This window comes from Pseudomonas sp. GW456-12-1-14-TSB6 (assembly GCF_059424205.1).
The window spans coordinates 152,673-176,197 of the sequence record NZ_JBWKZE010000010.1 but is presented as its reverse complement, the minus strand read 5'-3'; the positions used below and the strand labels follow the sequence as shown (position 1 = coordinate 176,197).

General features: G+C 59.9%; 25 protein-coding genes and 1 pseudogene. 17 read left to right on the top strand and 9 right to left on the bottom strand.

Going from position 1 to position 23,525, the window contains the following annotated elements:
- The first annotated feature begins 61 nt into the window (after positions 1 to 61).
- Complete coding sequence (locus AC07Y2_RS12175) at positions 62 to 916, top strand: D-hexose-6-phosphate mutarotase (protein WP_103386021.1); 855 nt, start codon at positions 62 to 64, stop codon at positions 914 to 916.
- A 133-nt stretch (positions 917 to 1,049) separates the two neighbouring features.
- On the opposite strand, the gene AC07Y2_RS12170 is transcribed toward AC07Y2_RS12175, so the two are convergent.
- Positions 1,050 to 1,910, bottom strand: a complete 861-nt coding sequence (locus AC07Y2_RS12170) for a MurR/RpiR family transcriptional regulator (protein WP_169842436.1) — start codon at positions 1,908 to 1,910, stop codon at positions 1,050 to 1,052.
- A 226-nt stretch (positions 1,911 to 2,136) separates the two neighbouring features.
- Between AC07Y2_RS12170 and zwf the strand changes: the two genes are divergently transcribed.
- The 4 genes from zwf to AC07Y2_RS12150 all read left to right on the top strand — a co-directional run bounded on the left by zwf (position 2,137) and on the right by AC07Y2_RS12150 (position 5,903).
- Complete coding sequence (gene zwf / locus AC07Y2_RS12165; RefSeq protein ID WP_039766097.1) at positions 2,137 to 3,603, top strand: glucose-6-phosphate dehydrogenase; 1,467 nt, start codon at positions 2,137 to 2,139, stop codon at positions 3,601 to 3,603.
- Complete coding sequence (pgl, locus tag AC07Y2_RS12160) at positions 3,590 to 4,303, top strand: 6-phosphogluconolactonase (RefSeq protein ID WP_103386022.1); 714 nt, start codon at positions 3,590 to 3,592, stop codon at positions 4,301 to 4,303. The genes zwf and pgl overlap by 14 nt, the downstream gene beginning before the upstream one ends.
- Positions 4,304 to 4,320: 17 nt before the next feature.
- A complete protein-coding gene (locus tag AC07Y2_RS12155) occupies positions 4,321 to 4,986 on the top strand; it encodes a bifunctional 4-hydroxy-2-oxoglutarate aldolase/2-dehydro-3-deoxy-phosphogluconate aldolase (RefSeq protein ID WP_103386023.1) in 666 nt (221 codons plus the stop codon).
- Between the two features lie 200 nt (positions 4,987 to 5,186).
- Positions 5,187 to 5,903, top strand: coding sequence for an intradiol ring-cleavage dioxygenase (locus tag AC07Y2_RS12150; protein WP_103386024.1), 717 nt, complete (start codon positions 5,187 to 5,189; stop codon positions 5,901 to 5,903).
- On the opposite strand, the gene AC07Y2_RS12145 is transcribed toward AC07Y2_RS12150, so the two are convergent.
- The gene (locus tag AC07Y2_RS12145; protein ID WP_085667962.1) at positions 5,900 to 7,081 is read right to left on the bottom strand and encodes an aminotransferase class V-fold PLP-dependent enzyme; all 1,182 of its coding nucleotides are present in this window, start codon (positions 7,079 to 7,081) and stop codon (positions 5,900 to 5,902) included. The two genes, AC07Y2_RS12150 and AC07Y2_RS12145, sit on opposite strands and share 4 nt — an antisense overlap.
- A gap of 30 nt (positions 7,082 to 7,111) precedes the next feature.
- On the bottom strand, positions 7,112 to 7,348 hold the full coding sequence (locus AC07Y2_RS12140) for a DUF3820 family protein (protein WP_003213031.1): 237 nt from the start codon (positions 7,346 to 7,348) through the stop codon (positions 7,112 to 7,114).
- 205 nt (positions 7,349 to 7,553) lie between these two features.
- On the opposite strand from AC07Y2_RS12140, the gene AC07Y2_RS12135 reads away from it, so the two are divergent.
- Complete coding sequence (locus AC07Y2_RS12135; protein ID WP_039766107.1) at positions 7,554 to 8,021, top strand: PA2169 family four-helix-bundle protein; 468 nt, start codon at positions 7,554 to 7,556, stop codon at positions 8,019 to 8,021.
- 68 nt (positions 8,022 to 8,089) lie between these two features.
- On the opposite strand, the gene AC07Y2_RS12130 is transcribed toward AC07Y2_RS12135, so the two are convergent.
- A complete protein-coding gene (locus AC07Y2_RS12130) occupies positions 8,090 to 8,560 on the bottom strand; it encodes a MaoC family dehydratase (protein WP_003227420.1) in 471 nt (156 codons plus the stop codon).
- Positions 8,561 to 8,603: 43 nt separating this feature from the next.
- Positions 8,604 to 9,548 carry an alpha/beta hydrolase gene (locus AC07Y2_RS12125; protein WP_103386025.1) on the bottom strand — a complete coding sequence of 315 codons (945 nt, stop codon included), beginning with the start codon at positions 9,546 to 9,548 and terminating at the stop codon, positions 8,604 to 8,606.
- 248 nt (positions 9,549 to 9,796) lie between these two features.
- On the opposite strand from AC07Y2_RS12125, the gene fadD2 reads away from it, so the two are divergent.
- Together fadD2 and fadD1 are read left to right on the top strand one after the other, a co-directional pair.
- Positions 9,797 to 11,485, top strand: a complete 1,689-nt coding sequence (fadD2, locus tag AC07Y2_RS12120; protein WP_103386026.1) for a long-chain-fatty-acid--CoA ligase FadD2 — start codon at positions 9,797 to 9,799, stop codon at positions 11,483 to 11,485.
- Positions 11,486 to 11,830: 345 nt separating this feature from the next.
- A complete protein-coding gene (fadD1, locus tag AC07Y2_RS12115) occupies positions 11,831 to 13,528 on the top strand; it encodes a long-chain-fatty-acid--CoA ligase FadD1 (RefSeq protein ID WP_074688296.1) in 1,698 nt (565 codons plus the stop codon).
- 167 nt (positions 13,529 to 13,695) lie between these two features.
- Here fadD1 and AC07Y2_RS12110 read toward each other — a convergent pair whose 3' ends face one another.
- Positions 13,696 to 14,073 carry a hypothetical protein gene (locus AC07Y2_RS12110; RefSeq protein ID WP_007951149.1) on the bottom strand — a complete coding sequence of 126 codons (378 nt, stop codon included), beginning with the start codon at positions 14,071 to 14,073 and terminating at the stop codon, positions 13,696 to 13,698.
- A gap of 197 nt (positions 14,074 to 14,270) precedes the next feature.
- Between AC07Y2_RS12110 and AC07Y2_RS12105 the strand changes: the two genes are divergently transcribed.
- The 3 genes from AC07Y2_RS12105 to def all read left to right on the top strand — a co-directional run bounded on the left by AC07Y2_RS12105 (position 14,271) and on the right by def (position 16,132).
- Entirely contained in the window at positions 14,271 to 14,462 is a 192-nt protein-coding gene (locus tag AC07Y2_RS12105; protein ID WP_039766114.1) for a CsbD family protein, read from the top strand.
- Positions 14,463 to 14,639: 177 nt separating this feature from the next.
- Positions 14,640 to 15,590: a YihY/virulence factor BrkB family protein gene (locus AC07Y2_RS12100; RefSeq protein WP_039766115.1), complete on the top strand. Its 951-nt coding sequence runs from the start codon at positions 14,640 to 14,642 to the stop codon at positions 15,588 to 15,590.
- A gap of 2 nt (positions 15,591 to 15,592) precedes the next feature.
- Positions 15,593 to 16,132, top strand: coding sequence for a peptide deformylase (gene def, locus AC07Y2_RS12095; protein ID WP_103386027.1), 540 nt, complete (start codon positions 15,593 to 15,595; stop codon positions 16,130 to 16,132).
- Here the strand turns inward: def and AC07Y2_RS12090 are convergent, their stop codons facing one another.
- A complete protein-coding gene (locus AC07Y2_RS12090) occupies positions 16,133 to 16,552 on the bottom strand; it encodes a GNAT family N-acetyltransferase (RefSeq protein ID WP_074688294.1) in 420 nt (139 codons plus the stop codon).
- A gap of 351 nt (positions 16,553 to 16,903) precedes the next feature.
- Here AC07Y2_RS12090 and AC07Y2_RS12085 point away from each other — a divergent pair, with 351 nt between their 5' ends.
- From AC07Y2_RS12085 to AC07Y2_RS12060, 6 genes and pseudogenes are all read left to right on the top strand, one after another.
- Positions 16,904 to 17,845, top strand: coding sequence for a fatty acid desaturase (locus AC07Y2_RS12085; protein WP_103386028.1), 942 nt, complete (start codon positions 16,904 to 16,906; stop codon positions 17,843 to 17,845).
- Between the two features lie 7 nt (positions 17,846 to 17,852).
- Complete coding sequence (locus AC07Y2_RS12080; RefSeq protein WP_103386029.1) at positions 17,853 to 18,644, top strand: phosphate/phosphite/phosphonate ABC transporter substrate-binding protein; 792 nt, start codon at positions 17,853 to 17,855, stop codon at positions 18,642 to 18,644.
- A 127-nt stretch (positions 18,645 to 18,771) separates the two neighbouring features.
- Positions 18,772 to 19,317 carry a sigma-70 family RNA polymerase sigma factor gene (locus AC07Y2_RS12075; RefSeq protein WP_074688288.1) on the top strand — a complete coding sequence of 182 codons (546 nt, stop codon included), beginning with the start codon at positions 18,772 to 18,774 and terminating at the stop codon, positions 19,315 to 19,317.
- Positions 19,314 to 20,327 (top strand): ABC transporter substrate-binding protein, encoded by a 1,014-nt coding sequence (locus AC07Y2_RS12070; protein WP_103386030.1) that lies wholly within the window; start codon positions 19,314 to 19,316, stop codon positions 20,325 to 20,327. The genes AC07Y2_RS12075 and AC07Y2_RS12070 overlap by 4 nt, the downstream gene beginning before the upstream one ends.
- 589 nt (positions 20,328 to 20,916) lie before the next feature.
- Positions 20,917 to 21,687, top strand: a pseudogene (locus tag AC07Y2_RS12065) (PAS domain-containing protein); the annotation flags it as partial.
- 9 nt (positions 21,688 to 21,696) lie between these two features.
- Positions 21,697 to 22,236 (top strand): methyl-accepting chemotaxis protein, encoded by a 540-nt coding sequence (locus AC07Y2_RS12060; RefSeq protein ID WP_371914057.1) that lies wholly within the window; start codon positions 21,697 to 21,699, stop codon positions 22,234 to 22,236.
- Positions 22,237 to 22,282: 46 nt separating this feature from the next.
- On the opposite strand, the gene AC07Y2_RS12055 is transcribed toward AC07Y2_RS12060, so the two are convergent.
- Both AC07Y2_RS12055 and AC07Y2_RS12050 read right to left on the bottom strand, forming a co-directional pair.
- On the bottom strand, positions 22,283 to 22,744 hold the full coding sequence (locus AC07Y2_RS12055; protein ID WP_103386031.1) for a hypothetical protein: 462 nt from the start codon (positions 22,742 to 22,744) through the stop codon (positions 22,283 to 22,285).
- Positions 22,745 to 22,898: 154 nt separating this feature from the next.
- Positions 22,899 to 23,465: a hypothetical protein gene (locus AC07Y2_RS12050; protein ID WP_039766131.1), complete on the bottom strand. Its 567-nt coding sequence runs from the start codon at positions 23,463 to 23,465 to the stop codon at positions 22,899 to 22,901.
- Positions 23,466 to 23,525 lie beyond the last annotated feature (60 nt).

Genomic DNA, 23,525 nt, shown 5'->3' with positions numbered 1-23,525 from the left:
TCCGCTTTTTTTTGGACAGGGGTGTCGCAGCCCATGAAAGTTGAATCTGGAACCGTGGCCCATGCATGAGCATCCGCTGCAACGCTTCTTCAAATCCTTGCGTGAACGACCGGTGTTCGCCTGGGAGCGCTATCAGATGCGCGATGTGCTGGTGATCGATCATCCGCTGTGTCAGGCGGTGTTCAGTCGCCAGGGCGCGCAATTGCTGCATTTTCAGCCGCGCGGGCAAAAACCGTGGCTGTGGTGCGCGGCGAAGTGGCCGCATGTCGGCGCGATTCGCGGCGGCGTGCCGGTGTGCTGGCCGTGGTATGGCCGTCACCCGAGCGAAAACGCGTGGCCGTCCCATGGCTGGGCGCGACTGCTGGACTGGAAACTGCTCGACAGCAGCACCGGCGATGACGGCGTGCGCCTGCATTGGCAATTGCAGTTGTGCGATTGGCAGGTGGACCTGCACGCGCACCTGGGCGAACGCATGGAATTGCGCCTGAGCACCGAGCATCAGGACGACATGCCGTGCCAGTTGAGCCAGGCTTTGCATGCTTACTGGCGTATTGGCGATGTGAGTGAGATAGCGCTGTCTGGGCTCGAAGGGGCGCAGGGTTACGACCAGTTGAACCGTGAGATTTGTCAGCAGGAAGGCGAGTTGCGGGTCGATGGCGGCTGTCAGCGGGTGTTTCAGCACGACGGCGAATTGCAGCTCAAGGATCACGCCTGGCAGCGCGAACTCTGCATCGATACCGGCGACAGCGCGGACACCGTGGTGTGGCATCCGGGGGCGCGGCCGTTGCTGGGCGTGACCTGGGATGAGATCTCGGAGTTTGTCTGTGTTGAAGCGGCGGCGGGTGGCACCGACAGTCTGCATCTGGCGCCGGGGGAGAAGGCGCATCTGAGTTTGCAGGCGTGGGCTGCTGCGTAATGATCGCTCCCATGCAGAGCGATGATCGTTCCCACGCTCCGCGTGGGAATGCAGCCCGTGACGCTCCGCGTCACTGGACGCAGAGCGTCCCTTGAGGCATTCCCACGCAGAGCGTGGGAACGATCAGCGCGAACTAGTTGAACTCGTCACCCACCGGATACCGGCTCGCATTCAAGCTCTCTTTGATCTTGCGCAAATGCGGCTGGAAATCCACCCCGCGACGCAGCGTCATCCCCGTCGCCAGCACATCCAGCACGGTCAACTGAATGATCCGCGAAGTCATCGGCATGTAGATGTCGGTGTCTTCCGGCAGCGGAATATTCAGGCTCAGCGTACTGGCCTTCGCCAGCGGCGAATTCTCTGCCGTCAGGCCCAGTACCGAAGCGCCGTTCTCCCGGGCGATGCGCGCCACTTCCACCAGTTCGCGCGTGCGGCCGGTGTAGGAAATGATCACGAACAGCTCGCCGGTGTGCGCCACCGAGGCAATCATCCGTTGCATCAGCACATCGGCGTGGGCGGTGACTGCCAGGTTAAAGCGGAAGAACTTGTGCTGCGCATCCAGCGCCACCGGCGCCGAAGCACCCAGGCCGAAGAAGTGGATCTGCCGGGCCTGGATCAACAGGTCGACGGCGCGGCTGATCAGGTTCGGGTCCAGTGCCTGGCACGCGCTGTCCAGGGAGGCGATCGCACTGCCGAAAATCTTCTGCGTATAGGCCTCGGGATTGTCGTCAGCTTCCACTGCGCGGCTGACATAGGCCGCGCCGCTGGCCAGGCTCTGCGCCAGTTGCAACTTGAGTTCGGGGTAGCCGCTGACGCCGAACGAACGGCAGAAACGGTTGACCGTCGGTTCACTGACCGACGCCGCCTGGGCGAGGGCGGCGATGCTGAAGCGGGTGGCCTGCTGTGGGTTGAGCAGGATCACTTCGGCGACTTTGCGTTCGGCCTTGTTCAGCTCTTCAAGGCGACTCTGGATCTGTTCCAGTAAATTTCGCACGCGGTCCATAAGAATTCCTAGATTCACCGGCGCCGATAAGCGCGCGGCTATGCAAATTGGGCCTTTGATGTGGCCCGTGACGGTGGCCTATCCTACTGATGGCTCCGACCGACCACCACTCGGAATCTGTATTTTGCGAAAATGTTGTGGTTATTACTACATTTTCCCTTGAGTGATGCCTTGAAAAAAGGTATTTGTAGCTTAACTTGATAAAAGAACAAACATCATGCCTTCGATTACGGTTGAACCGTGCACCTTCGCCTTGTTCGGCGCCTTGGGCGATCTGGCCCTGCGCAAGCTGTTTCCTGCCCTTTATCACCTTGATGGCGCCGGCCTGTTGCACGAGGACACGCGCGTTATCGCACTGGCCCGTGAGACGGGCACCGAGCAGCAGCACCTGGCGTTCATCGCCGCCGAGCTGCGTCGTTATGTGGGCAAGGAGCTGGACGAGGCCGTGGCCGAGCGCTTTCTGGCGCGCCTGACCTACCTGCACGTCGACTTCCTCAAGGCTGAAGATTACGTGGCGCTGGCCGAACTGGCCGGCAGCACGCAACGCATGATTGCCTACTTCGCCACTCCGGCGGCGGTGTACGGCGCGATTTGCGAGAATCTGGCGAACGTCGGTCTGGCGGAAAACACCCGCGTGGTGCTGGAAAAACCGATCGGCTCCGACCTCGAATCCTCGCGCAAGGTCAACGACGCGGTGGCGCAGTTCTTCCCGGAGAACCGCACCTACCGCATCGACCACTACCTGGGCAAAGAGACTGTTCAGAACCTCATCGCCCTGCGTTTCGCCAACAGCCTGTTCGAAACCCAGTGGAACCAGAACTACATCTCCCACGTGGAAATCACCGTGGCCGAGAAAGTCGGTATCGAAGGCCGCTGGGGTTACTTCGACAAGGCCGGCCAGTTGCGGGACATGATCCAGAACCACCTGCTGCAACTGCTCTGCCTGATTGCCATGGATCCGCCGGCCGACCTGTCCGCCGACAGCATCCGCGATGAAAAAGTGAAAGTGCTCAAGGCCCTGGCGCCAATCAGTCCCGAAGGCCTCACCACGCAGGTGGTGCGCGGCCAGTACATCGCCGGGCACAGCGAAGGCAAGTCCGTGCCGGGCTACCTCGAAGAGCCGAATTCCAACGCCCAGAGCGACACCGAAACCTTCGTTGCCCTGCGTGCCGACATCCGCAACTGGCGCTGGGCCGGCGTGCCGTTCTACCTGCGTACCGGCAAGCGCATGCCGCAGAAACTGTCGCAGATCGTCATCCACTTCAAGGAACCGTCGCACTACATCTTCGCCCCCGAGCAGCGCCTGCAGATCAGCAACAAACTGATCATCCGCCTGCAACCGGACGAAGGCATTTCCTTGCGCGTGATGACCAAGGAGCAAGGCCTGGACAAGGGCATGCAACTGCGCAGCGGCCCGCTGCAACTGAATTTTTCCGACACCTGGCGCAGCGCTCGGATCCCCGATGCCTACGAGCGGTTGTTGCTGGAAGTGATGAACGGCAATCAGAACCTGTTTGTCCGTAAAGATGAAATCGAAGCCGCGTGGAAATGGTGTGACCAGCTGATCGCCGGGTGGAAAAAATCCGGCGACGCGCCCAAGCCGTATGCGGCCGGGTCGTGGGGGCCGATGAGCTCCATTGCATTGATCACGCGGGACGGGAGGTCGTGGTATGGCGATATCTGATGTGAAACTGCCCGAGGGCGTGAATGCCCGCGAATTCAAGAGCCCGGTGCTGCTCGCCGAAGGCCTGGCGCTGAATGTCGCCAAGCAATTGAGCGAAGCGCTGGCGGCACGTGGCAATGCGGTGCTGGTGCTGTCCGGCGGTCGTAGCCCGGTGGCGTTTTTCCAGCACCTGGCCAAGCAGGAACTGGACTGGTCGAAGGTCGTCGTGACCCTCGCCGACGAGCGCTGGGTGCCGGTCGAACATGCCGACAGCAACGCCGGTCTGCTCAAGCAATATCTGCTCAGGGGCCCGGCGGCCAAGGCTCAGTTCCTCAGCCTCTACAGCGCGGCGGCCAACGTCGAGCAGGCTGCGGAGCAGGCTGATCGTTTGCTCGCCGAATTGCCGCCCATTGACGTGCTGGTGCTGGGCATGGGTGATGACGGTCACACCGCATCACTGTTCCCGGACAGCCCGAACCTGGCCGAAGCCCTGCAAGCCGACGGCACCCGTCGCTGCTGGCCGATGCTCGCACCAAGCGTGCCACGCCAGCGCCTGACCATGAGCCGGGCGCTGCTGGCGTCGGCGCGGCACAAGATTCTGTCGATTTCCGGTCAGTCGAAACTGACCACCCTGAATGCCGCACTGGCATCCAACGACGTCGCCGCCATGCCGGTTCGCGCGTTTCTGCAACCTACGTTAGAGATTTACTGGTGCCCATGAGCCAAGGAACAGCCGCTATGACAATTCCATCCCCGACCGTTTCCATGGCGGACAAAGTTGCCCTGATCGACAGCCTCTGCGCCAAGGCGCGGATCCTGCCGGTGATCACCATCGCCCGCGAACAGGACGTGCTGCCATTGGCCGACGCCTTGGCCGCCGGTGGTCTGACCGCGCTCGAAGTCACCCTGCGTTCGCAGTTCGGCCTCAAGGCGATCCAGATCCTGCGCGAACAGCGCCCGGAACTGGTGACCGGTGCCGGCACCGTGCTCGACCGCAATATGCTGGCCGCGGCCGAAGCTGCCGGTTCGCAATTCATCGTCACCCCGGGCATCACCCGTGATCTGCTGGAAGCCAGTGTCGAAAGCCCGATCCCGCTGCTGCCGGGCATCAGCAATGCCTCCGGCATCATGGAAGGTTATGGCCTGGGTTATCGCCGCTTCAAGCTGTTCCCGGCGGAAGTCAGCGGCGGCGTGGCTGCAATCAAGGCACTCGGCGGCCCGTTCGGCGAAGTGAAATTCTGCCCGACCGGCGGCGTCGGCCCGGCCAACATCAAGAGCTACATGGCGCTGAAAAACGTCATGTGCGTGGGCGGTAGCTGGATGCTCGATCCTGAGTGGATCAAGAACGGCGACTGGGCCCGCATTCAGGAATGCACCGCCGAGGCGCTGGCGCTGCTGGGCTGATACTTTTCAATTAGTTGCAACCCTACACTTCGTTGTGTGTTCTACGGCTTTAACGGTGCGCTTGGTCGGTGCGCCGTTTTTTTTTGCCCGCAAAAAGCTTTTGTTATTTCGAGAAACGTTATTTCGAGATACATAGTTACCGCACCAAGCTTCGAATGTGGCGTTAACCTGCGTTCATCTTATGGAAGAGAGAACGCGTCATGGACAACCAGCCTTCAGCTCCATCGGTTTATCAACTAGCCCCCGAGCAAGTCGCGGGGCCCTATTTTCGCAATCCCAAACTGCTGCGCCGCAACATCAGCGAAGGCGCCGAGGGCCTGCCTTTGCTGCTGCGCCTGACCATCGTCGATGCCATGACCGCCGAGCCGGTCACCGGTGCGCTGGTGGATATCTGGCACTGCAACGCCCGCGGCGCGTACTCCGGCTGGAGCCGGGTGAACCCGGATCTGGAAGTCGACGTCGAGGACATCGGCTCGATCCCGCGAACCGACGACGACACCTATCTGCGCGGCGGTCAGTTCAGCGACCACAAGGGCAGGGTGCGCTTCACAACGATCTATCCGGGTTTCTACGCCGGGCGAGCCCTGCACATTCACGTGGCGGTGCGTATCGTCTGCGGTAATGAGTATCTGGATGAGCGCAATGTGGCCTGGGTCGGCCAACTGTATTTCCCGGAGGTGGTCTCCCGCGGCGTGCTCAACAACAAGGCCTATCGCGGGCGAGGCTCGGCGCCGGTGTGTAACGCCGACGATGCCTACTACACCACTATGGGCGGAGAAGCATCGACCCTGACCGTCTGGCCGATCGGCCGCGACTCGCACGAGGACGGCTACTTCGGCCACCTCACGATCGGCATCGACACCTTTGCGGTGTCGTCGCAGATCAAGCCCGAGGACTTCGACAAGTACACGGTTTAACGCAGTTCGTTCAGCGCCTGAACCAGCAGCTGGATTTCCGCCGCCGTGGTGGTCAGCGACGGCGTGATACGGATGCATGGCCCACAGGCCGAGCCATTGCGCACCACGGTGAACAGGTTGTAGTCGTTGAGCAGGCGTTCGACCATCACCTGCTGGTCGGCATGCCGGGTAAAGCGTAGCGAGGTGATGCCGCAATACAGACGCGGATCGTCCGGGGTCGTGACTTCGATGCCCGGCAGATTGCGCACGGCGCTCACCCACAGGTTGCGCAAGTAATTCATCCGCGCGCCTTTGGCGGCCGCGCCACCCAGTGCGCGGTGTTCCTCGAACACCAGTGGCAAGGTCATCAACGCCGGAATGTTCGGCGTGCTGTAAGGCGTGCGCGAACGGATGTCGTCAGCCGAAAAATGCATCTCGCCCATGTCCGGGTCGATGTCGGCCAGGCGCTGCGGGGCGATGTAGATAAAGCCGAGGGTCAGCGGCGAGCCGATCCACTTGTGCAGGTTGTACCCGGCGAAGGCGATGCCCAACGCTTCGAGGTCGAACTCAATCTGCCCGAGCGCATGGGCGCCATCAAGGATGATATCGACGCCATGCTCCCTGGCCAGCGAGGCAATGGCCTGCACCGGCATTACCAGCCCGGTGCGGTGGGTAACGTGAGTCAGCGCCATCAGCTTGAGCTTCGGATAGCGGGTAAAGGCTTCGCGGTAAGTCGCCAGCAGGCTGTCGAAGCTGGCCGGGTGGGCGTGCTCGATCTCGATCACTTCGACCCCGCGATGCTGCGCCAGCCAGCGCATGGCGCCCTTGACCGTGTCGTACTCCAGGTCGCAGATCAGCACCTGGTCGCCCGGCTGCAGGCGGTTGTAGTTGCGGATCAGAGATTGCAGGCCGGCAGTGGCGTTGTGGGTGAACGCCACGCTTTGCGCGCGGACGCCGATCAGCTCGGCCAGTTGCGCGCGGATATCGAGGCTGTCGTGCTGTTCGAAACGCTGGCGCACGTAGATCGAGTTGCTGTTGTTGATCAGCTCGATGTTGCGCTGGTACTCCTCGACCACGGTGCGGGACATCCGTCCGAAGTAACCGTTCTCCAGGTTCACGGGGCCGGGATGGCGGTCGTATCGGTCAGCGAAGGTTTGCCAGAAGGCTTCGTCTCGGGCGCGGCGGGTGTTATCGGGCATGGTCGACTCGACTCGGATCAGGGTGACGCCTCAGTGGCGCGGGGCAGGTTTGCCATGTTTGGCGCGCAGCGGTTCGAGCAGTTCCGACAGGCCGTTGTGATCGATTTCCTGCATCAGGGCCAGCAGCCCGCCCAGTTCGCCATGGGGAAATCCTTCCCGGGCAAACCAGTTCAGGTACGGGCCCGGCAGGTCGGCAATGATCCGGCCCTTGTACTTGCCGAAGGGCATTTCGCGGGTGATCAACAGTTCGAGCTTTTCGGGGTTCATCGTTGGAATCGTCTGGGTTGTAAAACTCGTTGGAAAATACAGGCATTCTGCATGCAGGCCAAATGACAGATCATGCAAATAACAGGCATACAGATTTGCGCTTTATTTGTAAGCTCTTGAAAAATAACGATTAAATTCTTTAGCGAAAGCTGGCACGACCACTGCAACACTCCTTGCATCTTTCACCCACGCAAGGAATTGAAAAATGACTGACATGAATAAAGAAGCCATCTCCGTCCTCAACGACCTGATCGAAACCAGCAAGGACGGTCAGGAAGGCTTCAAGACCTGCGCTGAAGACATCAAGCACCCTGAACTGAAAACCCTGTTCACACAGCGCTCCGCCGATTGCGCAACGGCTGCGGCCGAGCTGCAAGCCGCCGTGCGTTCGATGGGCGGCGATCCGGAAACCTCGACCAGTGTCAGCGGTGATCTGCACCGTCGCTGGGTCGACGTCAAAGCAATGTTCACCGGCAAGGACGAAGAAGCGGTGCTCAACGAAGCCGAGCGCGGTGAAGACCACGCCCTGAAGGCTTATCGTGAAGCAATCGAGAAGATCAACAAGCACAACCTGGTCGGCATCCGTGATCTGGTCGAACGCCAATACCACGGCGTGCAACGCAATCACGATCAGGTGAAGGCGCTGCGTAACCAGGCTCGCGCACGCTCGTAAGCGTTCGAGGCCAACAAAAACGCCAGCTGGTCTGGCGTTTTTTTGTGCCCGGATTTAACCGAGGACGATCAGCCGATGCTGATGGCCGGCAACGTCGGGAGGGTAACGGTCTGTTGCTTGCGCGGCGCCAGGATCTCGGCCTCGCCGTCCACCACCAGCTCATCGCGCTGGTTGAATACGCGCGTGGCGATGCGCACACGGAATTTCGGCAGTTTCTCGAGGATTTCCAGGCGTACGGTCAGGGTGTCGCCGATCTTCACCGGTTTCTGGAAGCTCATCTGCTGGCCGATATAAATGGTGCCCGGCCCAGGCAGCTCGCAAGCCACGGCCGCACTGATCAGCGCGCCGCTGAACATGCCGTGGGCGATACGTTCCTTGAACATGCTGGCGGCGGCGAACTCGGCGTCCAGGTGCACCGGGTTGTGGTCGCCGGACATCGCGGCGAACAGCTGAATGTCGCGTTCCTCGACAGTCTTGCTGTAGCTCGCGGTCTGGCCCACTTCGAGGGCTTCGTAAGGGATGTTGGTAACCTGGGTCATGGGTCTGAATTCCTGTGACGGATGAAATGAATCCACAAAAAAATTATTCGCTGCGGTGCGGCCGGCGATGGCTCAGGGCCTGTTCGATCCAGGCCAACACATCGGCGGTCACTTCGTCGCGGTTGCTCTCGTTGAACAATTCGTGCCGCGCCTGCGGGTAGATCTTCAGTTGCAGGTTCTGGCTGCCGGCCGCGCGCAAGGCATTGGCCAGATCAGTCAGACGCTTGCCTTCGCTCACCGGATCACATTCGCCGCCGATCACCAGCAGCGGCAGGCCCGGATCAATCTGGGCGAGATTGGACGCTTTGCTGATTTGCTGCAACCCGCCGAGCAGGTCGATCCACAACTGATTGGTGCAGCGAAAGCCACACAGCGGGTCGGTGGCGTACTTGTCGACCTCGGCCGGGTCGCGACTGAGCCAGTCAAACGCGGTGCGCGCCGGTTTGAATTTGTTGTTGAACGAGCCGAACGACAGCCACTCGATCAGCGCGCTGCGACCCTTGGCGCCCTGGCGCAGCTTTTCGAACCGGGCGATCTGCCGGGCCGCACGGTACAGCGCAACCGGCTGGAAATTCGAACCGCTGAGAATCGCGCCATGCAGGCTGGCGCTGTGATGCAGCAGATAAGCCTGTGCAATGTAACTGCCCATGCTGTGCCCGAGCAGCACGATCGGTACTCCCGGATGACGCTGGCCGAGGAACTGGTTGAGACTCGCGAGATCTCCAACCACCTTGCACCAGCCATCGTCGTCGGCGAAATGCCCCAGAGTCCCATGATCGGCGGTTTTGCCATGCCCGCGCTGGTCGGGTGCGTACACACCGTAGCCTTCGGCGCAGAGCGCCTCTGCCAGCCGAGCGTAGCGTGCGCTGTGTTCCGCCATGCCGTGGGCCAGCAGAATCACCGCCTTCAGCGGCGCGTTCGGCAGCCACAGGTTGACGAAGAGGCGGCTGCGGTCACTCGCGTCCAGCCAGAAGGTGTCGTGGATCATGGCGATTCCTTTTGCGGCCTGTTTTTGCTCAAGCGTCTTGCAGAGGTTGCATTGTATAGCGCGTCCGATCAGCTCACGCCACGGCAGGAAGATTCACACGATCAATGACGACCTTGCCCATATTTGCCTGATTGACCATAGCTGCTAGTGTCCGTGAAGCCCCGCTTTTTGCTCTCGGCTTTTTCACGGACGGAAAGAAATGACAGCGAAGCGGCCCCGGATCGGCTCAGGTAAAGAGGACAAGAACAATGCAACCTGATTTCTGGAATGACAAACGCCCGGCGGGCGTACCCCTGGACATCGACGCGGGTGAATTCAAGTCGGTGATCGAGGTGTTCGAGCGTTCCTGCAAGAAATTCGCTGATCGCCCGGCGTTCAGCAACATGGGCGTGACCCTGACCTACGCCGAGCTGGAGCGCCAGAGCGCCGCGTTCGCCGGTTATCTGCAAGCCCACACCGATCTGGCGCCGGGGGATCGCATCGCGGTGCAGATGCCCAACGTCCTGCATTATCCGATTGCCGTGTTCGGCGCCTTGCGTGCCGGGCTGATCGTGGTCAACACCAACCCGCTGTACACCGCGCGGGAAATGCGCCACCAGTTCAAGGATTCCGGTGCCCGGGCGCTGGTGTACCTGAACATGTTCGGCCAGAAAGTCCAGGAAGTGCTGGCGGACACCGACATTCAGTATCTGATCGAAGCGAAGATGGGCGACCTGATGCCTGCCGCCAAGGGCTGGCTGGTCAACACCGTGGTCAGCAAAGTGAAGAAGATGGTGCCGGCGTATTCGCTGCCCCAGGCGATTTCCTTCAAGAGCGCTCTGCGCATGGGTCGGGGCCTGGGCATCAAGCCGCTGAAGGTCGGCCTGGACGACATTGCCGTCCTGCAATACACCGGCGGCACCACCGGCCTGGCCAAGGGCGCGATGCTGACCCACGGCAATCTGGTGGCGAACATGCAGCAGGTGCGCGCCTGTCTCGGCCAGTTCGGCAGCGACGGCCAGCCGTTGTTGCGCGAAGGGCAGGAGGTGATGATCGCGCCGCTGCCGCTCTACCACATCTATGCCTTCACCGCGAATTGCATGTGCATGATGGTGTCGGGCAACCACAACGTACTGATCACCAACCCGCGTGACATCGGCGGCTTCATCAAGGAGCTGAAGAACTGGAAGTTCTCGGCGCTGCTGGGGCTCAACACGCTGTTTGTCGCGCTGATGGATCATCCGGACTTCAAGACCCTGGATTTCTCCACCCTCAAGCTCACCAACTCCGGCGGTACCGCGCTGGTCAAGGCCACGGCCGAACGCTGGGAACAGATCACCGGTTGCCGGATTACCGAAGGTTACGGCCTGACCGAAACCTCGCCGGTGGCCTGCACCAACCCGTACGGCGAGCTGTCGCGGATCGGCACGGTCGGCCTGCCGGTGCCGGGCACCTTGCTGAAAATCATCAACGACGACGGCGTCGAGCAGCCGCTGGGCGAGCGCGGCGAGTTGTGCATCAAGGGCCCGCAGATCATGAAGGGCTACTGGAACAAACCCGAGGCCACCGCCGAAGTGCTGGATGCCGAGGGCTGGTTCAAGTCCGGCGACATTGCAGTCATCGACCCGGACGGTTTCGTGCGCATCGTCGACCGCAAGAAAGACATGATCATCGTCTCCGGTTTCAACGTGTACCCGAACGAAATCGAAGACGTGGTGATGGCCCACCCGAAAGTTGCCAACTGCGCAGTGATCGGCGTGCCGGACGAGCGTTCCGGCGAGGCGGTGAAGCTGTTTGTGGTGGCGCGGGAAACCGGGGTGAGCCTGGAAGAGCTTAAGGCCTACTGCAAAGAGAATTTCACGGCGTACAAGGTGCCGAAACACATCGTGCTGCGTGAGTCATTGCCGATGACGCCTGTCGGGAAAATTCTGCGCAGAGAGTTGCGCGATATCGCATAAAAGAATTGCGCTTCACTCTATCGCGAGCGGGTTCGCTCCCACAGGATCATCAGTGAACCTGTGGAAGCGAGCCCGCTCGCGATTTTTTGTTTCAAGGCCCCGAAAACCGGGACTTTCAAGGTGTTATAGGATTTTTGCTCTAAAATGACTGCCAGTAGTTCTTGAGTCATGAAAATGACTGTAGGGGCCGCTTTTGGCTCTAGTCGACCCTTGGCAAAGCTGCTACTCTCGGCGCGCTTTGTGACTTCTCGGCCTTGTAAAAAGCCAGACTCACCAATAAACAAACACCAATAATAATCGCATCAAATGCGGTGCTGAATTCGCGTTGCTGAGGAGTGGGCTTCCATGATCGAAGACTTTTGGAAGGATAAGTACCCCGCTGGAATTGCTGCCGACATCAATCCAGACGAGTACCCGAATATTCAGGCAGTGTTGAAGCAATCCTGCCAACGCTTCGCCGACAAACCGGCGTTCAGCAACCTGGGCAAAACCATCACCTACGGTGAACTGTACGAATTGTCCGGTGCGTTTGCCGCTTATCTGCAACAGCATACCGATTTGCAGCCCGGTGATCGAATCGCCGTGCAACTGCCCAACGTGCTGCAGTACCCGGTCGCCGTCTTCGGCGCCATCCGCGCCGGGCTGATCGTGGTCAACACCAACCCGCTGTACACCGCGCGGGAAATGGAGCACCAATTCAACGACTCCGGTGCCAAGGCGCTGGTGTGCCTGGCAAACATGGCGCACCTGGCCGAAGCCGTGGTGCCGAAAACCGGCGTCAAACACGTCATCGTCACCGAAGTCGCCGACCTGCTGCCGCCGATCAAGCGCCTGCTGATCAACAGCGTCATCAAGTACGTGAAGAAAATGGTTCCGGCCTACCACCTGCCCAAAGCCGTCAAGTTCAACGACGTGCTGAGCAAGGGCCAGGGCCAGCCGGTGGCTGAAGCCAACCCGGACAGCGGCGACGTCGCGGTGCTGCAATACACCGGCGGCACCACCGGCGTGGCCAAGGGCGCGATGCTCACCCATCGCAACCTCGTCGCCAACATGTTGCAATGCAAGGCGCTGATGGGCTCCAACCTCAATGAAGGTTGCGAGATCCTGATCACGCCGCTGCCGCTTTACCACATCTATGCATTCACCTTTCATTGCATGGCGATGATGCTGATCGGCAACCACAACATCCTGATCAGCAACCCGCGTGACCTGCCGGCGATGGTCAAGGAACTGTCGAAGTGGAAGTTCAGCGGTTTCGTCGGCCTCAACACGCTGTTCGTGGCCCTGTGCAACAACGAAGGTTTCCGCAAGCTGGATTTCTCGGCGCTGAAAGTCACCCTGTCCGGCGGCATGGCCCTGCAACTGGCCGCAGCCGAGCGCTGGAAAGCGGTCACCGGTTGCCCGATCTGTGAAGGTTACGGCATGACCGAAACCAGCCCGGTGGCCACGGTCAACCCGATTCAGAACATTCAGATCGGCACCATCGGCATTCCGGTGCCGTCGACCCTGTGCAAAGTCATCGACGATGCCGGTGTCGAGCAGCCGCTGGGCGAAATCGGCGAGCTGTGCGTCAAGGGCCCGCAAGTGATGAAGGGCTACTGGCAGCGTCAGGAAGCCACCGATGAAATGCTCGACAGCGAAGGCTGGCTGAAGACCGGTGACATCGCGCTGATCCAGCCGGACGGCTACATGCGCATCGTCGATCGCAAGAAAGACATGATTCTGGTGTCCGGTTTCAACGTGTATCCGAACGAACTGGAAGACGTGCTGGCGGCCCTGCCGGGCGTGTTGCAGTGTGCGGCCATCGGCGTTCCGGACGAAAAATCCGGCGAGGCGATCAAGATCTTCATCGTCGCCAAACCGGGTGTCACCCTGACCAAGGAACAGGTGATGGAGCACATGCGCGCCAACGTCACCGGCTACAAGGTGCCGCGCTCCGTGGAGTTCCGCGATGCGTTGCCGACCACCAACGTCGGCAAGATCCTGCGTCGCGAACTGCGTGACGAAGAGCTGAAGAAGATCAAGGCGAAGAACGCCGCATAAAACAAAAAGCCCCGCAGATGCGGGGCTTTTTGTGGTTTACCGCTTGATCGTTCCCACGCTCCGCGTGGTAACGCATCCCGGGACGCTCTGCGTCCCTGCCGTGCTGGACGCGGAGCGTCCTGGGCGGCATTCCCACGCAGAGCGTGGGAACGATCAGCTTGAGTGTCTTATTGGCGGAATGGCGCGAAGTTCACATTGGTGCCCGCCGGGCGCATGTCCTGCAGGTACGAGTCCTTGTCGGCGCTCAGTTCCAGGCTCAGGGCGGCCTTGCGCTTGCCTTCGTTTCGGATCACCAGGCCTTCGAGTTTCTCGCGCAGGAACACGGTCGGCACTTTCAGGTGCAGCAGTTCGTCGGTGGCCGGGGTGTGCATCAACAGGTGAATCCACTCGTACTGCCCGATCGCCAGACGCGACACCGGCAAGTCGAACCACCAGATGTTGCGGTTGCGGTTCAGTTCGGCGAAGTGGCAGTTGTTGGTGCCGAGCACGGCACCGCCCAGTTCCTGGTTGCGACGGGCGATGGCCTGCTTTTTATCGAGTTTCATAACATTCCTGCGGGATCGGTTCTGTGGCGCCTGGCGCCCTTGTGGTGGGCATTCTCGGGGCAACGCTCGCAAACATAAAGCCCAACCTGCACGCCGCGACGAAATGAAGCCCTGAAAATAAATGAAACTTGGCGCAAACCGGGCCAGTCAATCTTTACGTACTGACTTTCCCCGTTAATGTTCCAAGGAGAATCACCATGGGTAGCACGAGCGATAAAGTGAAAGGCATGGCCAACGAGGCGGTCGGCAACGTCAAGCAGGGTGTCGGCAAAGCCACCGACAACACCAAACTGCAAGCCGAAGGCAAACTGCAAGAGAAGAAAGGCGAGGCCCAGCAAGCGGTGGGCAAAGCCAAGGACGCGGTCAAGAAGGGCGTCGACAAGGCCTGATCCGGCCTTGAACGAAACAGCGAAGCGGCCATCCAAGGATGGCCGTTTTCGTATCCCGCTCACATGCGGTCACGGAACACAGTGTTTCAAAGTCGCCAAGTGAGCTACTTTGATGAGAGAAAAACGGCCCCTGAGTCGCCACGACTTCAACCTGTTCTGCGGCGAAAGGAGACGCGAATGATTTTTCCGGACATGAAAGGTCTGCCCCTGCACCGGGTGATGGTGCGCACGGTCACCGAATTCGTCGACGACGAGATGTCGACCTATGCCTCGGCACTGGCCTACCAGATGCTGTTCTCGCTGTTCCCGTTCATTCTGTTTCTGATTGCCCTGATCGGTTTCCTGCACCTGCCGGACTTCTTCTCCTGGCTGCGCCTGCAATCGGAGCTGGTATTGCCGCCCCAGGCGCTGGAGCAGGTCAACCCGGTGATCGATCAGTTGCAGCAATCCAAGGGCGGCCTGCTGTCGGTGGGTATCGTCATCGCCCTGTACACCGCGTCCGCCGGCGTGCGCCTGATGATGAGTGCGATGAACGCCGCCTACGACGTGGTCGAGGGCCGGCCTCTGTGGAAGCGGTTTCCGCTGTCGATCATCTACACCGTCGGCATCGCCGGCATGTTGCTGGTGGCCGCAGCGCTGATGGTGCTCGGCCCGCAGGTGATGGGGTGGATCGCCGCGCAGGTCGGTCTCGAAGAAGTCATCGTTACCCTGTGGACCATCGCCCGCTGGCCGGTGATCGTGATTCTGATGATGGTGGCCGTGGCGCTGATCTATTACGTGATGCCCGACGTCAAACAGGAATTTCGTTTCATCACCCCCGGCTCGGTGCTGGCGGTGGTGGTGTGGATCATCGCGTCCCTGGGCTTCGCGTTCTACGTCAAGACGTTCGCCAACTACAACGCCATGTATGGCAGCATCGGTGCAATCATCGTGCTGTTGCTGTATTTCTACATTTCCGCCGCCGTGTTGTTGCTCGGTGCGGAGATGAATGCGGTGATCGAACACATGTCCAGCGAGGGCAAGGATTCGGGCGAGAAAGTCCCCGGCGAACTCGATGAACATCCCAAACAACACGTTTCCGGCCTCGGGCGCGATCATTCGCTCAAGCCGAACACTGACGAAGCCTGATCATGATCCGTGAAATCCTGAAGATGGGCGACGAACGCCTGCTGCGCATCGCGCCGCCGGTGCCCGCTGAAATGCTCGACAGTCCCGAGCTGTGGCAATTGATCGACGACATGTTCCAGACCATGGAAAGCGTCGGCGGCGTCGGTCTCGCCGCGCCGCAGATCGGTGTCGATCTGCAACTGGTGATCTTCGGTTTCGAGCACAGCAAGCGTTATCCGGACGCCGAAGCAGTGCCGCAGACGATCCTGATCAACCCGCTGATCACGCCGCTCAGTCCGCTGATGGAAGAGGGCTTCGAAGGCTGCCTGTCGGTGCCGGGCCTGCGGGGCGCGGTGGATCGATACCAGCGGATCCGTTACGAAGGCGTCGACCCCAAGGGTGAGCCGATCTCGCGGGAGGCCTCAGGGTTCCATGCGCGGGTGGTACAGCATGAATGCGATCACCTGATCGGGCGCCTGTACCCGTCGCGCATTACCGATTTCAGCAAGTTCGGTTTTACCGAAGTGATGTTTCCGGATCTCGATCCCAACGCTGACGACTGACTAGCCCGCGCGCGGTGCCAGTTCCATGGCAATCATCGGCTTGCTCCGCGCATACCGGCTCAAGCGCTCGGCCATGGCCTGGGGCAGGTCAGGATCGAAAGTGAAGCCGCGCCGCTCGTAGAATTCGCGCAAGTCCGGGTGGCAGAACAACCACACCGGCCCCTCGACGTCCTTCACCGCTTCGGCAATCAGCTGTGCGGCAATGCCTTGCTCACGGCAGGCCGGATCGACGAATAACCCGGTCAACCAATGTCCGCCGAACACCGGCCGCAGGCACAGCGCCGCCACGATTTCCTCCCGCCGCGCCACCCACAATTGCGCCTCCCGCACCGCTTTCATCGACGATTGATGCTGGCGGTAGAACTTGTTCATCAGAGGCCAGGACAGGTCGTCGAGCTGGCTGTAACGGATGTCGGTCATGAATCGGACTGCCGGTGCAAAAGCCGCGGATTATAAAACAACGTGCCCGCCGGGATAGGTGTATACCTGATCTCACATCCCCTCTGAGTGGAGTACGCATCATGTCCAAAGGTATGGATTCGAAAAAAGCCGCGAAGAAGAAACCGGCCAAGACCGCCATCGAAAAACGCCACGAAAAGAGGGCGAAAAAAGTCGACATTTTTGGCCATTGATCACGCCTCTCGGGAGCCCGGATTCGGGCTCCTGTCTTGTCCTTGAAATCAGCGTCCTTAAAAAAAACCGCAAAAATAATCTGCAAGATTTCCCGTTGGTGTTGCACAGAACGATCAGACCCTCGTTCCGAGCCACGCCATGCCCCACTATTTCGACGATGCCCATCGCCAACAGATCGAAACCCTGCGCCAGCGCTTCACCGCCCGCACCGAGTGGCCGACCTGGCTGCTGCTGATCGGCGTGTACGGCGGCTGGTTCGCGATTGTGCTGGGCAGTGAATGGCTCGGCCTCGGGTGGAGCACGCTGCTGCTGATTCCGTTACTGGTGCTGTGGCTGTCGGTGCAGCACGAATTGCTCCACGGTCATCCGACGCGCTGGACCTTCGTCAACAAAATCCTCGGCTATGCGCCATTTGCGGTGTGGTATCCCTACACGCTCTATCGCGACAGCCATTTGCAGCACCATCGCGACGAAGACCTGACGATTCCCGGCGTCGATCCCGAAAGCCGTTACCTGAGCGCCGAGCGCTGGCAGGGCCGTTCGTTGTTCGAACGCAGTCTGCACTGGCTGAACAAGACCGTATTGGGCCGCTTCATTCTTGGTGCGCCGCTGGCGTTGCTGGCGCTGGCCGGTGAAGAACTGCAACGTCTGAAAAGCGGCGAGCGCCAGGCTTGGCTGATGTGGTTGACCCACGGCGCCTTGACCGTGCTGATGCTGTTCTTCATCGCGCGCTACAGCGTGTTGCCGGTGTGGCATTACCTGTTTTTGATCAGTGTGCCGGCGCTGTCGATCGCGATGGTCCGCTCCTACTATGAACACCGACCGCACGAGAGGCCGGAACAGCGCACGGTGCTCAACGAAGCCGGATGGCCGTGGCGCTGGCTGTTCCTCAACCTGAATTTCCATCTGGTGCATCACGACTTGCCGAAGCTGGCGTGGTACGACTTGCCCGAGGCCTACCGCATGCGCCGGGAACAGTGGGTGGCGCGCAGCGGCGGGTTTCTGGTGCAAGGTTATGGGCAACTGTGGCGCCGGCACGGCATCAAACCGATCGACAGCCCGCAGCATCCGTTTATTTGAGGCCAGCATGACGTCAGGTTACGCAGAGCTGTTGATGTACATCGCACCCGAGCCGATTCGCGCGGCGAACGAGCAGTGGCTGGCGCGGATTCTCGAACACCTGGGCCGTTCGCGGCTCGATGTCGACGGCTTGTCGTTGCTTGAACTTTGGCGCTCGCCTGATTTGTTGCTGACCCAGACCTGCGGCTATCCGCTGATGACCGCGCTGCGTGGGCAGGTCAGGATTGTCGGTCGTCCGCGTTACGAATTGCCTGACGCCACTGCCGGCAACCATTGCAGCCTGATCCTCGCCCGCGCCGAGGATCCGCGCCGCAATCTGGCGGAGTTCTTCGACAGTCGCGGGGTGATCAACAGCGAGGACTCCAACAGCGGCATGAACCTGTTGCGTCAGCGTTTGGCGCCGCTGCATCGGGACGGTCAGTTTTACGCCTCTGTGGGCATCAGTGGCGGGCATCGCGAAAGCCTGCGCTGGTTGCGCGAAGACCGCGCCGATCTGGCAGCCATCGACAGCGTGACCTTCGCGTACCTGGCGCAGTACGCCGCCGCAGAGGTCAGCGGCTTGCGGGTGGTGGCACGCAGTGCGTTCAGCCCGACCTTGCCCTTCATCACCGCTGCCAGCACGACGGACGAACAGATTGAACACCTGCGCCGGGCGATGAATCGCAGCCTTCAAGACCTGCCCGATGTGGCCCGCATCCTCGGTTTGCCCGAAGTCCTGCCCGCCAGTGAAAGTGATTACCTCGTCCTGCTGGATTATCAGCGCGAGGCCGAAGAACTGGGTTATGGCCGCTTGCGCTAGCAGTCTCTTGTAATTCACTAATGGAATATAAAAATTCTTTTTAAGTATTTTTAACGCATAAGGCGCCTTGCTAGGATCGCGCCACCGGACGACCGGACATTCAGCGACCCTTGACCAAGGAGCCCCCATGTCCGGCGCCGACTCATCCCATCGCAATCATGTGCACACGTTGTTTGGCGACCATTACCAGTGGTTGTGCACACGTCTGCGTCGGCAATCGAATGATGCGGCCACCGCCGAAGACATCGCCGCCGAAACCTTCGCGCAACTGCTCGAAGCCCCGGGCCTGACCGCCATCCGTGAACCCCGCGCCTTGCTCACCACCATCGCCCAACGCCTGCTGTACGAGCGCTGGCGGCGGGGCGATCTGGAGCGTCGACATCTGCACCAACTGCAACAGGGCGACCTCGATCACCCGCCGTCTCCCGAAGAACTCGCCGACCTGTCGCAAAGCCTCAAGCATTTGGACCGCACGCTCCAGCGCCTGCCGGGCAAAGTCCGCTCGACCTTTCTGCTGGCGCGCATTGACGGCCTGACCTACCCGCAAATCGCTGCCGAACTGGGCATCTCCCAGCGTTCGGTGAGCCTGTACATGACCCGTTCCCAGGCACTGTGCAACCGCCACAGCGCCAACCAAACCCTGATTTCCTCCCAGAACAAGAGGTCCGCATGAGATCGCTCAAAACCCTGCTCGGCAGTTCGCTGCTGGCCCTGACCCTGACTGCCGGGCACGTTGTCGCCGCGGAAACAAAAGCGCCGATCCACTTCGGCGACATCACTTGGGAAAGCGGCAGTTTCATCACCGAAGTGCTGCGCCTGATCGTCGAGAAAGGCTACGGCTACCCGACCGACACGCTGCCGGGCAGCACCGTCAGCCTGGAAGCGGCGCTGGCGAAAAACGATATTCAGGTGATCGGCGAAGAGTGGGCCGGGCGCAGTCCGGCGTGGGTCAAGGCTGCCGCCGAAGGCAAGGTGTTCGGCCTTGGTGACACGGTGAAAGGCGCCACCGAAGGCTGGTGGGTGCCGGAATACGTGATCAAGGGTGACCCGGAGCGCGGGATCAAACCGCTGGCGCCGGAACTGAAATCCGTGGCCGATCTGCCGCGCTACAAGGATGTGTTCAAGGACCCGGAAGACCCGAGCCGCGGGCGCTTCCTCAACAGCCCGACCGGCTGGACCTCTGAAATCGTCAACAGCCAGAAACTCAAGGCGTATGCGTTGAACGACAGTTACGTCAACTTCCGCACCGGCTCCGGCGCGGCGCTGGATGCCGAGGTGGCGTCGTCGATCAAGCGGGGCAAACCGGTGCTGTTCTACTACTGGTCGCCGACGCCGCTGCTCGGTCGCTTCAAACTGGTGAAGCTGGAAGAGCCACCGTTCGACGCCGAAGCCTGGAAAACCCTGGCCGATGCCAACAACCCCAATCCGAGAGGCACCCGCTCGATGCCGGCGAGCCTGGCGATTGGCGTGTCGGCGCCGTTCAAGGCGCAGTATCCGGAACTGGTGACGTTCTTTGAAAAGGTCGACTTGCCGATCGATCTGCTGAACCAGACTCTGGCCGGGATGAGCGAGAAACGCCAGCAGCCACGGCAGGTGGCCGAGTCGTTCCTGCGCGATCAGCCGCAAGTGTGGAAGCCTTGGGTGCCGGGTGATGTGGCAAACAAGGTGAGCAGCAGTTTGTAGTTCTTTCCGATGTTTTTGTAGTGCTGCACCGACACCATCGCGGGCAGGCCCGCTCCCGCAGGGTTGTGCGCAATGTTAAAGCCAGCGTGGTACCTGTGGGAGCGCGGCTTGCCCGCGATGGCGTCCGACCGGCAAAAACGTTTTTGCGCTGAACCGTTTCTCGTCCGCTTCCTGTCCGAACTCCCGCATTACTGGCCGACTAGTGGCCTTGCGCAAGGCCTTGCGCTGTCTATGCTCATTCATAACTAACTATGTCGACCGCCATTCAAAGCGCTCCGACGACAATCGGTTAGCCGTGAACAAAGCTGCCAGAGTGCGCAATCCAAGGCACCGACACTTGACCGACAAGGAGCTGTTTTTTAAATGGAAGTTCTTCTGCATGTTAGGAATGGCCCGCCCGCGGGCTATCAAGAAAAGGATGTCTTGATTAGAGCGTCGCTGCATGGACTCTTTGATTAATCATCGCTTATCACCTGACAACTTCCTCCCGTGGAGGAAGGCGTGTGCCTGTTCTGTGGAACGTAGTGGTGGATTCTGAAAGACCTGAACTTTCATCAAATCAAAAGAACGCGCGGAAGGTGATAGAGACATGTTCAACCTACATCACAAGGCTGATCTGCAGGAAATCGAACGTTTCAGCTGTGCCCTGACCGAAGCCAACGCCAAGCTGGCGGCGATCAGCCGTTCGATGGCAATGATCGAATTCACCCCCGAGGGCATCGTTCTGGATGCCAATGAGAACTTCTGCAAGACCATGGGCTACAGCGCCGATGAAGTGCGTGGCAAACATCACCGGATTTTTTGTGAAGAAGAATTTTATCGCAGCGAGGAATACGCCAAGTTGTGGCGTGACCTGGCCCGTGGCGAACCCATCAGCGGCACTTTCCTGCGCTTGAACAAGAGTGGGCGGGAGATCTGGCTCGAAGCCAGTTACATGCCGGTGTATGGCCCGGACAAACAAGTCCGCAGTGTGATCAAAGTGGCGGCGGACATCACCGCGCGCGTGAACAAGGAAAAAGAAGAAGAGAGCATGCTGGCGGCGATCGGTCGCTCTATGGCGGTGATCGAGTTCACCCCGGAAGGCAATGTGATCACGGCCAACGACAACTTCCTCAAGACCATGCAGTACTCGCTCAACGAAATCGTCGGCCATCACCACAGTCTGTTCTGTCATCGGGTCGAAGCCGAGTCCGCGCAGTACAAGGCGTTCTGGGCATCGCTCAATCGCGGCGAATATCACTCGCACCGCTTCGAGCGCAAGAACAAGTCCGGGCAGACCGTTTACCTCGAAGCCTCATACAACCCGCTGTTCGACGCCAAGGGCCGTTTGTACAAAGTGGTGAAGTTCGCCAGCGATATCACCCACCAGATGACTACCTTGCAGACCGCCGCGGAATCGGCCCACAGCACCTCGGTACAAAACGACGCCTGCGCGCAAAAAGGCTCACAGGTCGTGCAGCAAACGGTGCAGATCATTCAGGACATTTCCCGCGACCTCAACGAAGCGGCGCTGAGCATCGATGCGGTCAGCAAGCAGTCGGACATCATCGGCACCATCGTCCAGACCATTCGCGGCATTGCCGACCAGACCAACCTGCTGGCGCTCAACGCGGCCATCGAAGCGGCGCGCGCGGGTGAACACGGGCGTGGTTTTGCGGTGGTGGCGGATGAAGTGCGCAGCCTCGCGGCGCGAACCAGCCAGGCGACCGTGGAGATCGTCGACGTGGTGCGCAAGAACCATGAGCTGTCACTGAGCGCAGTGTCGAGCATGCAGTCGAGCCTGAGCCGCACCGGGCTCGGGGTGGAACTGGCGAACGAGGCGGGGGATGCGATTCGGGAGATTCAGCAGGGCTCGCGGCATGTGGTGGATGCGATCAGTCAGTTCAATGAGACGTTGAGATTAGAGTAGCGACTTGGGAATTGCCCCTCTGTATAGAGGGGCAAAATTTTCTCGATCACTCTTTTTCGGTCAAGGAAAAGCTACCAATGGCATTTGCATAATTGGACGCGTTGTCACGCTCTTCTGCCCTGAACTTGAAGGTTCCTCTTGCAAACCTTTTCGTAACGTCTACTTCCAGAATTGTTATTTCCCCGCCCTCTGTAACTGCAGGCCAAGAGCTGACCAATCCGCTTTGATTATAAAAACCAGTGACGCTAAGGTCCTTTGTGAAGGGATATGTGCCAGTTTTGATCTCACCATTGATGTCCACTTGGGCACCTCGTAACCCGTTGGGACCTACTTGGAAACCGCCGACACGTAGCTTTTTTGAGGTGACGATGAAAAAGAGCTCAGTAGTGGTGATGGTTTCTTCCGGGCCACCGTTTTCGCTCACTTTTAAACCAAATAGCCCACCTGCGTTGTTTTCCACGTTCATTTTTAATTCCTTTTCTTGGCTGAGCTGCTGGCGGAGCGGCATTGCTCCTTCACGGTTGATGTTGTTTCAGCTTTGATGGGGAGGACAACTGTCAGAACTTACAGGTATCGACTCTCGGGAGTAAGAAATCGACTAGCGGTAACCGGACGGTGAGGTCAGAGTCTCGAGTGAGACTCTGCTGAGGGAAGGGATCTTCTTAGAGCGAAGCGAGGAACTTGTCCGCCGACTCGTCGCTGATCTTCGCCGAGTTGGCGTCTTGCTTGTTCTGCTTCTCGGCTTCGGCCAGCTTCATCTTGTCCTGCAGTCGCTCGGCGATTTCTTTGCCGATGGCCAGTTGTTTCTCCGGCGGCATGGCTTTGATGTCGTCCTCGGTCAGGCCCATTTCCTGGAGGATACTGTCGCGCAGACGCTGTTCCGGCGTTTTGCTCATGTAGTCCTTGAACTCATCCATAGCCGATGAGCCCGTGGATTTGCTCGGCGAAGTATCGGAGGTTTGCAGGGCGACACGGGTCTTGGCGAACGCTTCGTCGACGTTGTCGCTGATACGCGTGGCTTCGCTGACTTGCTGGGTCGCCAGTTGGGTGGCTGATTCCTGCACTTTGGCGTTGGCTTCGGCGGTTTGCGCCTGGGCCTGGTTTTGAAGGGTCTGCAGCATCGCGCCATGCAGACCGCCTTGCAGGCCGGCCGCGGCCGTGGCGGTTGCATCGTCATTCAGCGGCTTGGGCAGGTGGATGATTTGCTGTTGTTTTGCACTGACCAACATGATGAAAGGACCTGTAGGTAATGACTGTCAGCCCTAGGGAGCAATTACCATGCCTATCTA

What these genes read in the sequence shown, in the direction of transcription:
- AC07Y2_RS12175 (WP_103386021.1), top strand. Translation starts at nt 62, where the DNA reads ATGCATGAGCATCCGCTGCAACGCTTCTTCAAATCCTTGCGTGAACGA.
- zwf (WP_039766097.1), top strand. Translation starts at nt 2,137, where the DNA reads ATGCCTTCGATTACGGTTGAACCGTGCACCTTCGCCTTGTTCGGCGCC.
- pgl (WP_103386022.1), top strand. Translation starts at nt 3,590, where the DNA reads ATGGCGATATCTGATGTGAAACTGCCCGAGGGCGTGAATGCCCGCGAA.
- AC07Y2_RS12155 (WP_103386023.1), top strand. Translation starts at nt 4,321, where the DNA reads ATGACAATTCCATCCCCGACCGTTTCCATGGCGGACAAAGTTGCCCTG.
- AC07Y2_RS12150 (WP_103386024.1), top strand. Translation starts at nt 5,187, where the DNA reads ATGGACAACCAGCCTTCAGCTCCATCGGTTTATCAACTAGCCCCCGAG.
- AC07Y2_RS12145 (WP_085667962.1), bottom strand. Translation starts at nt 7,081, where the DNA reads ATGCCCGATAACACCCGCCGCGCCCGAGACGAAGCCTTCTGGCAAACC.
- AC07Y2_RS12140 (WP_003213031.1), bottom strand. Translation starts at nt 7,348, where the DNA reads ATGAACCCCGAAAAGCTCGAACTGTTGATCACCCGCGAAATGCCCTTC.
- AC07Y2_RS12135 (WP_039766107.1), top strand. Translation starts at nt 7,554, where the DNA reads ATGACTGACATGAATAAAGAAGCCATCTCCGTCCTCAACGACCTGATC.
- AC07Y2_RS12130 (WP_003227420.1), bottom strand. Translation starts at nt 8,560, where the DNA reads ATGACCCAGGTTACCAACATCCCTTACGAAGCCCTCGAAGTGGGCCAG.
- AC07Y2_RS12125 (WP_103386025.1), bottom strand. Translation starts at nt 9,548, where the DNA reads ATGATCCACGACACCTTCTGGCTGGACGCGAGTGACCGCAGCCGCCTC.
- fadD2 (WP_103386026.1), top strand. Translation starts at nt 9,797, where the DNA reads ATGCAACCTGATTTCTGGAATGACAAACGCCCGGCGGGCGTACCCCTG.
- fadD1 (WP_074688296.1), top strand. Translation starts at nt 11,831, where the DNA reads ATGATCGAAGACTTTTGGAAGGATAAGTACCCCGCTGGAATTGCTGCC.
- AC07Y2_RS12110 (WP_007951149.1), bottom strand. Translation starts at nt 14,073, where the DNA reads ATGAAACTCGATAAAAAGCAGGCCATCGCCCGTCGCAACCAGGAACTG.
- AC07Y2_RS12105 (WP_039766114.1), top strand. Translation starts at nt 14,271, where the DNA reads ATGGGTAGCACGAGCGATAAAGTGAAAGGCATGGCCAACGAGGCGGTC.
- AC07Y2_RS12100 (WP_039766115.1), top strand. Translation starts at nt 14,640, where the DNA reads ATGATTTTTCCGGACATGAAAGGTCTGCCCCTGCACCGGGTGATGGTG.
- def (WP_103386027.1), top strand. Translation starts at nt 15,593, where the DNA reads ATGATCCGTGAAATCCTGAAGATGGGCGACGAACGCCTGCTGCGCATC.
- AC07Y2_RS12090 (WP_074688294.1), bottom strand. Translation starts at nt 16,552, where the DNA reads ATGACCGACATCCGTTACAGCCAGCTCGACGACCTGTCCTGGCCTCTG.
- AC07Y2_RS12085 (WP_103386028.1), top strand. Translation starts at nt 16,904, where the DNA reads ATGCCCCACTATTTCGACGATGCCCATCGCCAACAGATCGAAACCCTG.
- AC07Y2_RS12080 (WP_103386029.1), top strand. Translation starts at nt 17,853, where the DNA reads ATGACGTCAGGTTACGCAGAGCTGTTGATGTACATCGCACCCGAGCCG.
- AC07Y2_RS12075 (WP_074688288.1), top strand. Translation starts at nt 18,772, where the DNA reads ATGTCCGGCGCCGACTCATCCCATCGCAATCATGTGCACACGTTGTTT.
- AC07Y2_RS12070 (WP_103386030.1), top strand. Translation starts at nt 19,314, where the DNA reads ATGAGATCGCTCAAAACCCTGCTCGGCAGTTCGCTGCTGGCCCTGACC.
- AC07Y2_RS12060 (WP_371914057.1), top strand. Translation starts at nt 21,697, where the DNA reads ATGACTACCTTGCAGACCGCCGCGGAATCGGCCCACAGCACCTCGGTA.
- AC07Y2_RS12055 (WP_103386031.1), bottom strand. Translation starts at nt 22,744, where the DNA reads ATGCCGCTCCGCCAGCAGCTCAGCCAAGAAAAGGAATTAAAAATGAAC.
- AC07Y2_RS12050 (WP_039766131.1), bottom strand. Translation starts at nt 23,465, where the DNA reads ATGTTGGTCAGTGCAAAACAACAGCAAATCATCCACCTGCCCAAGCCG.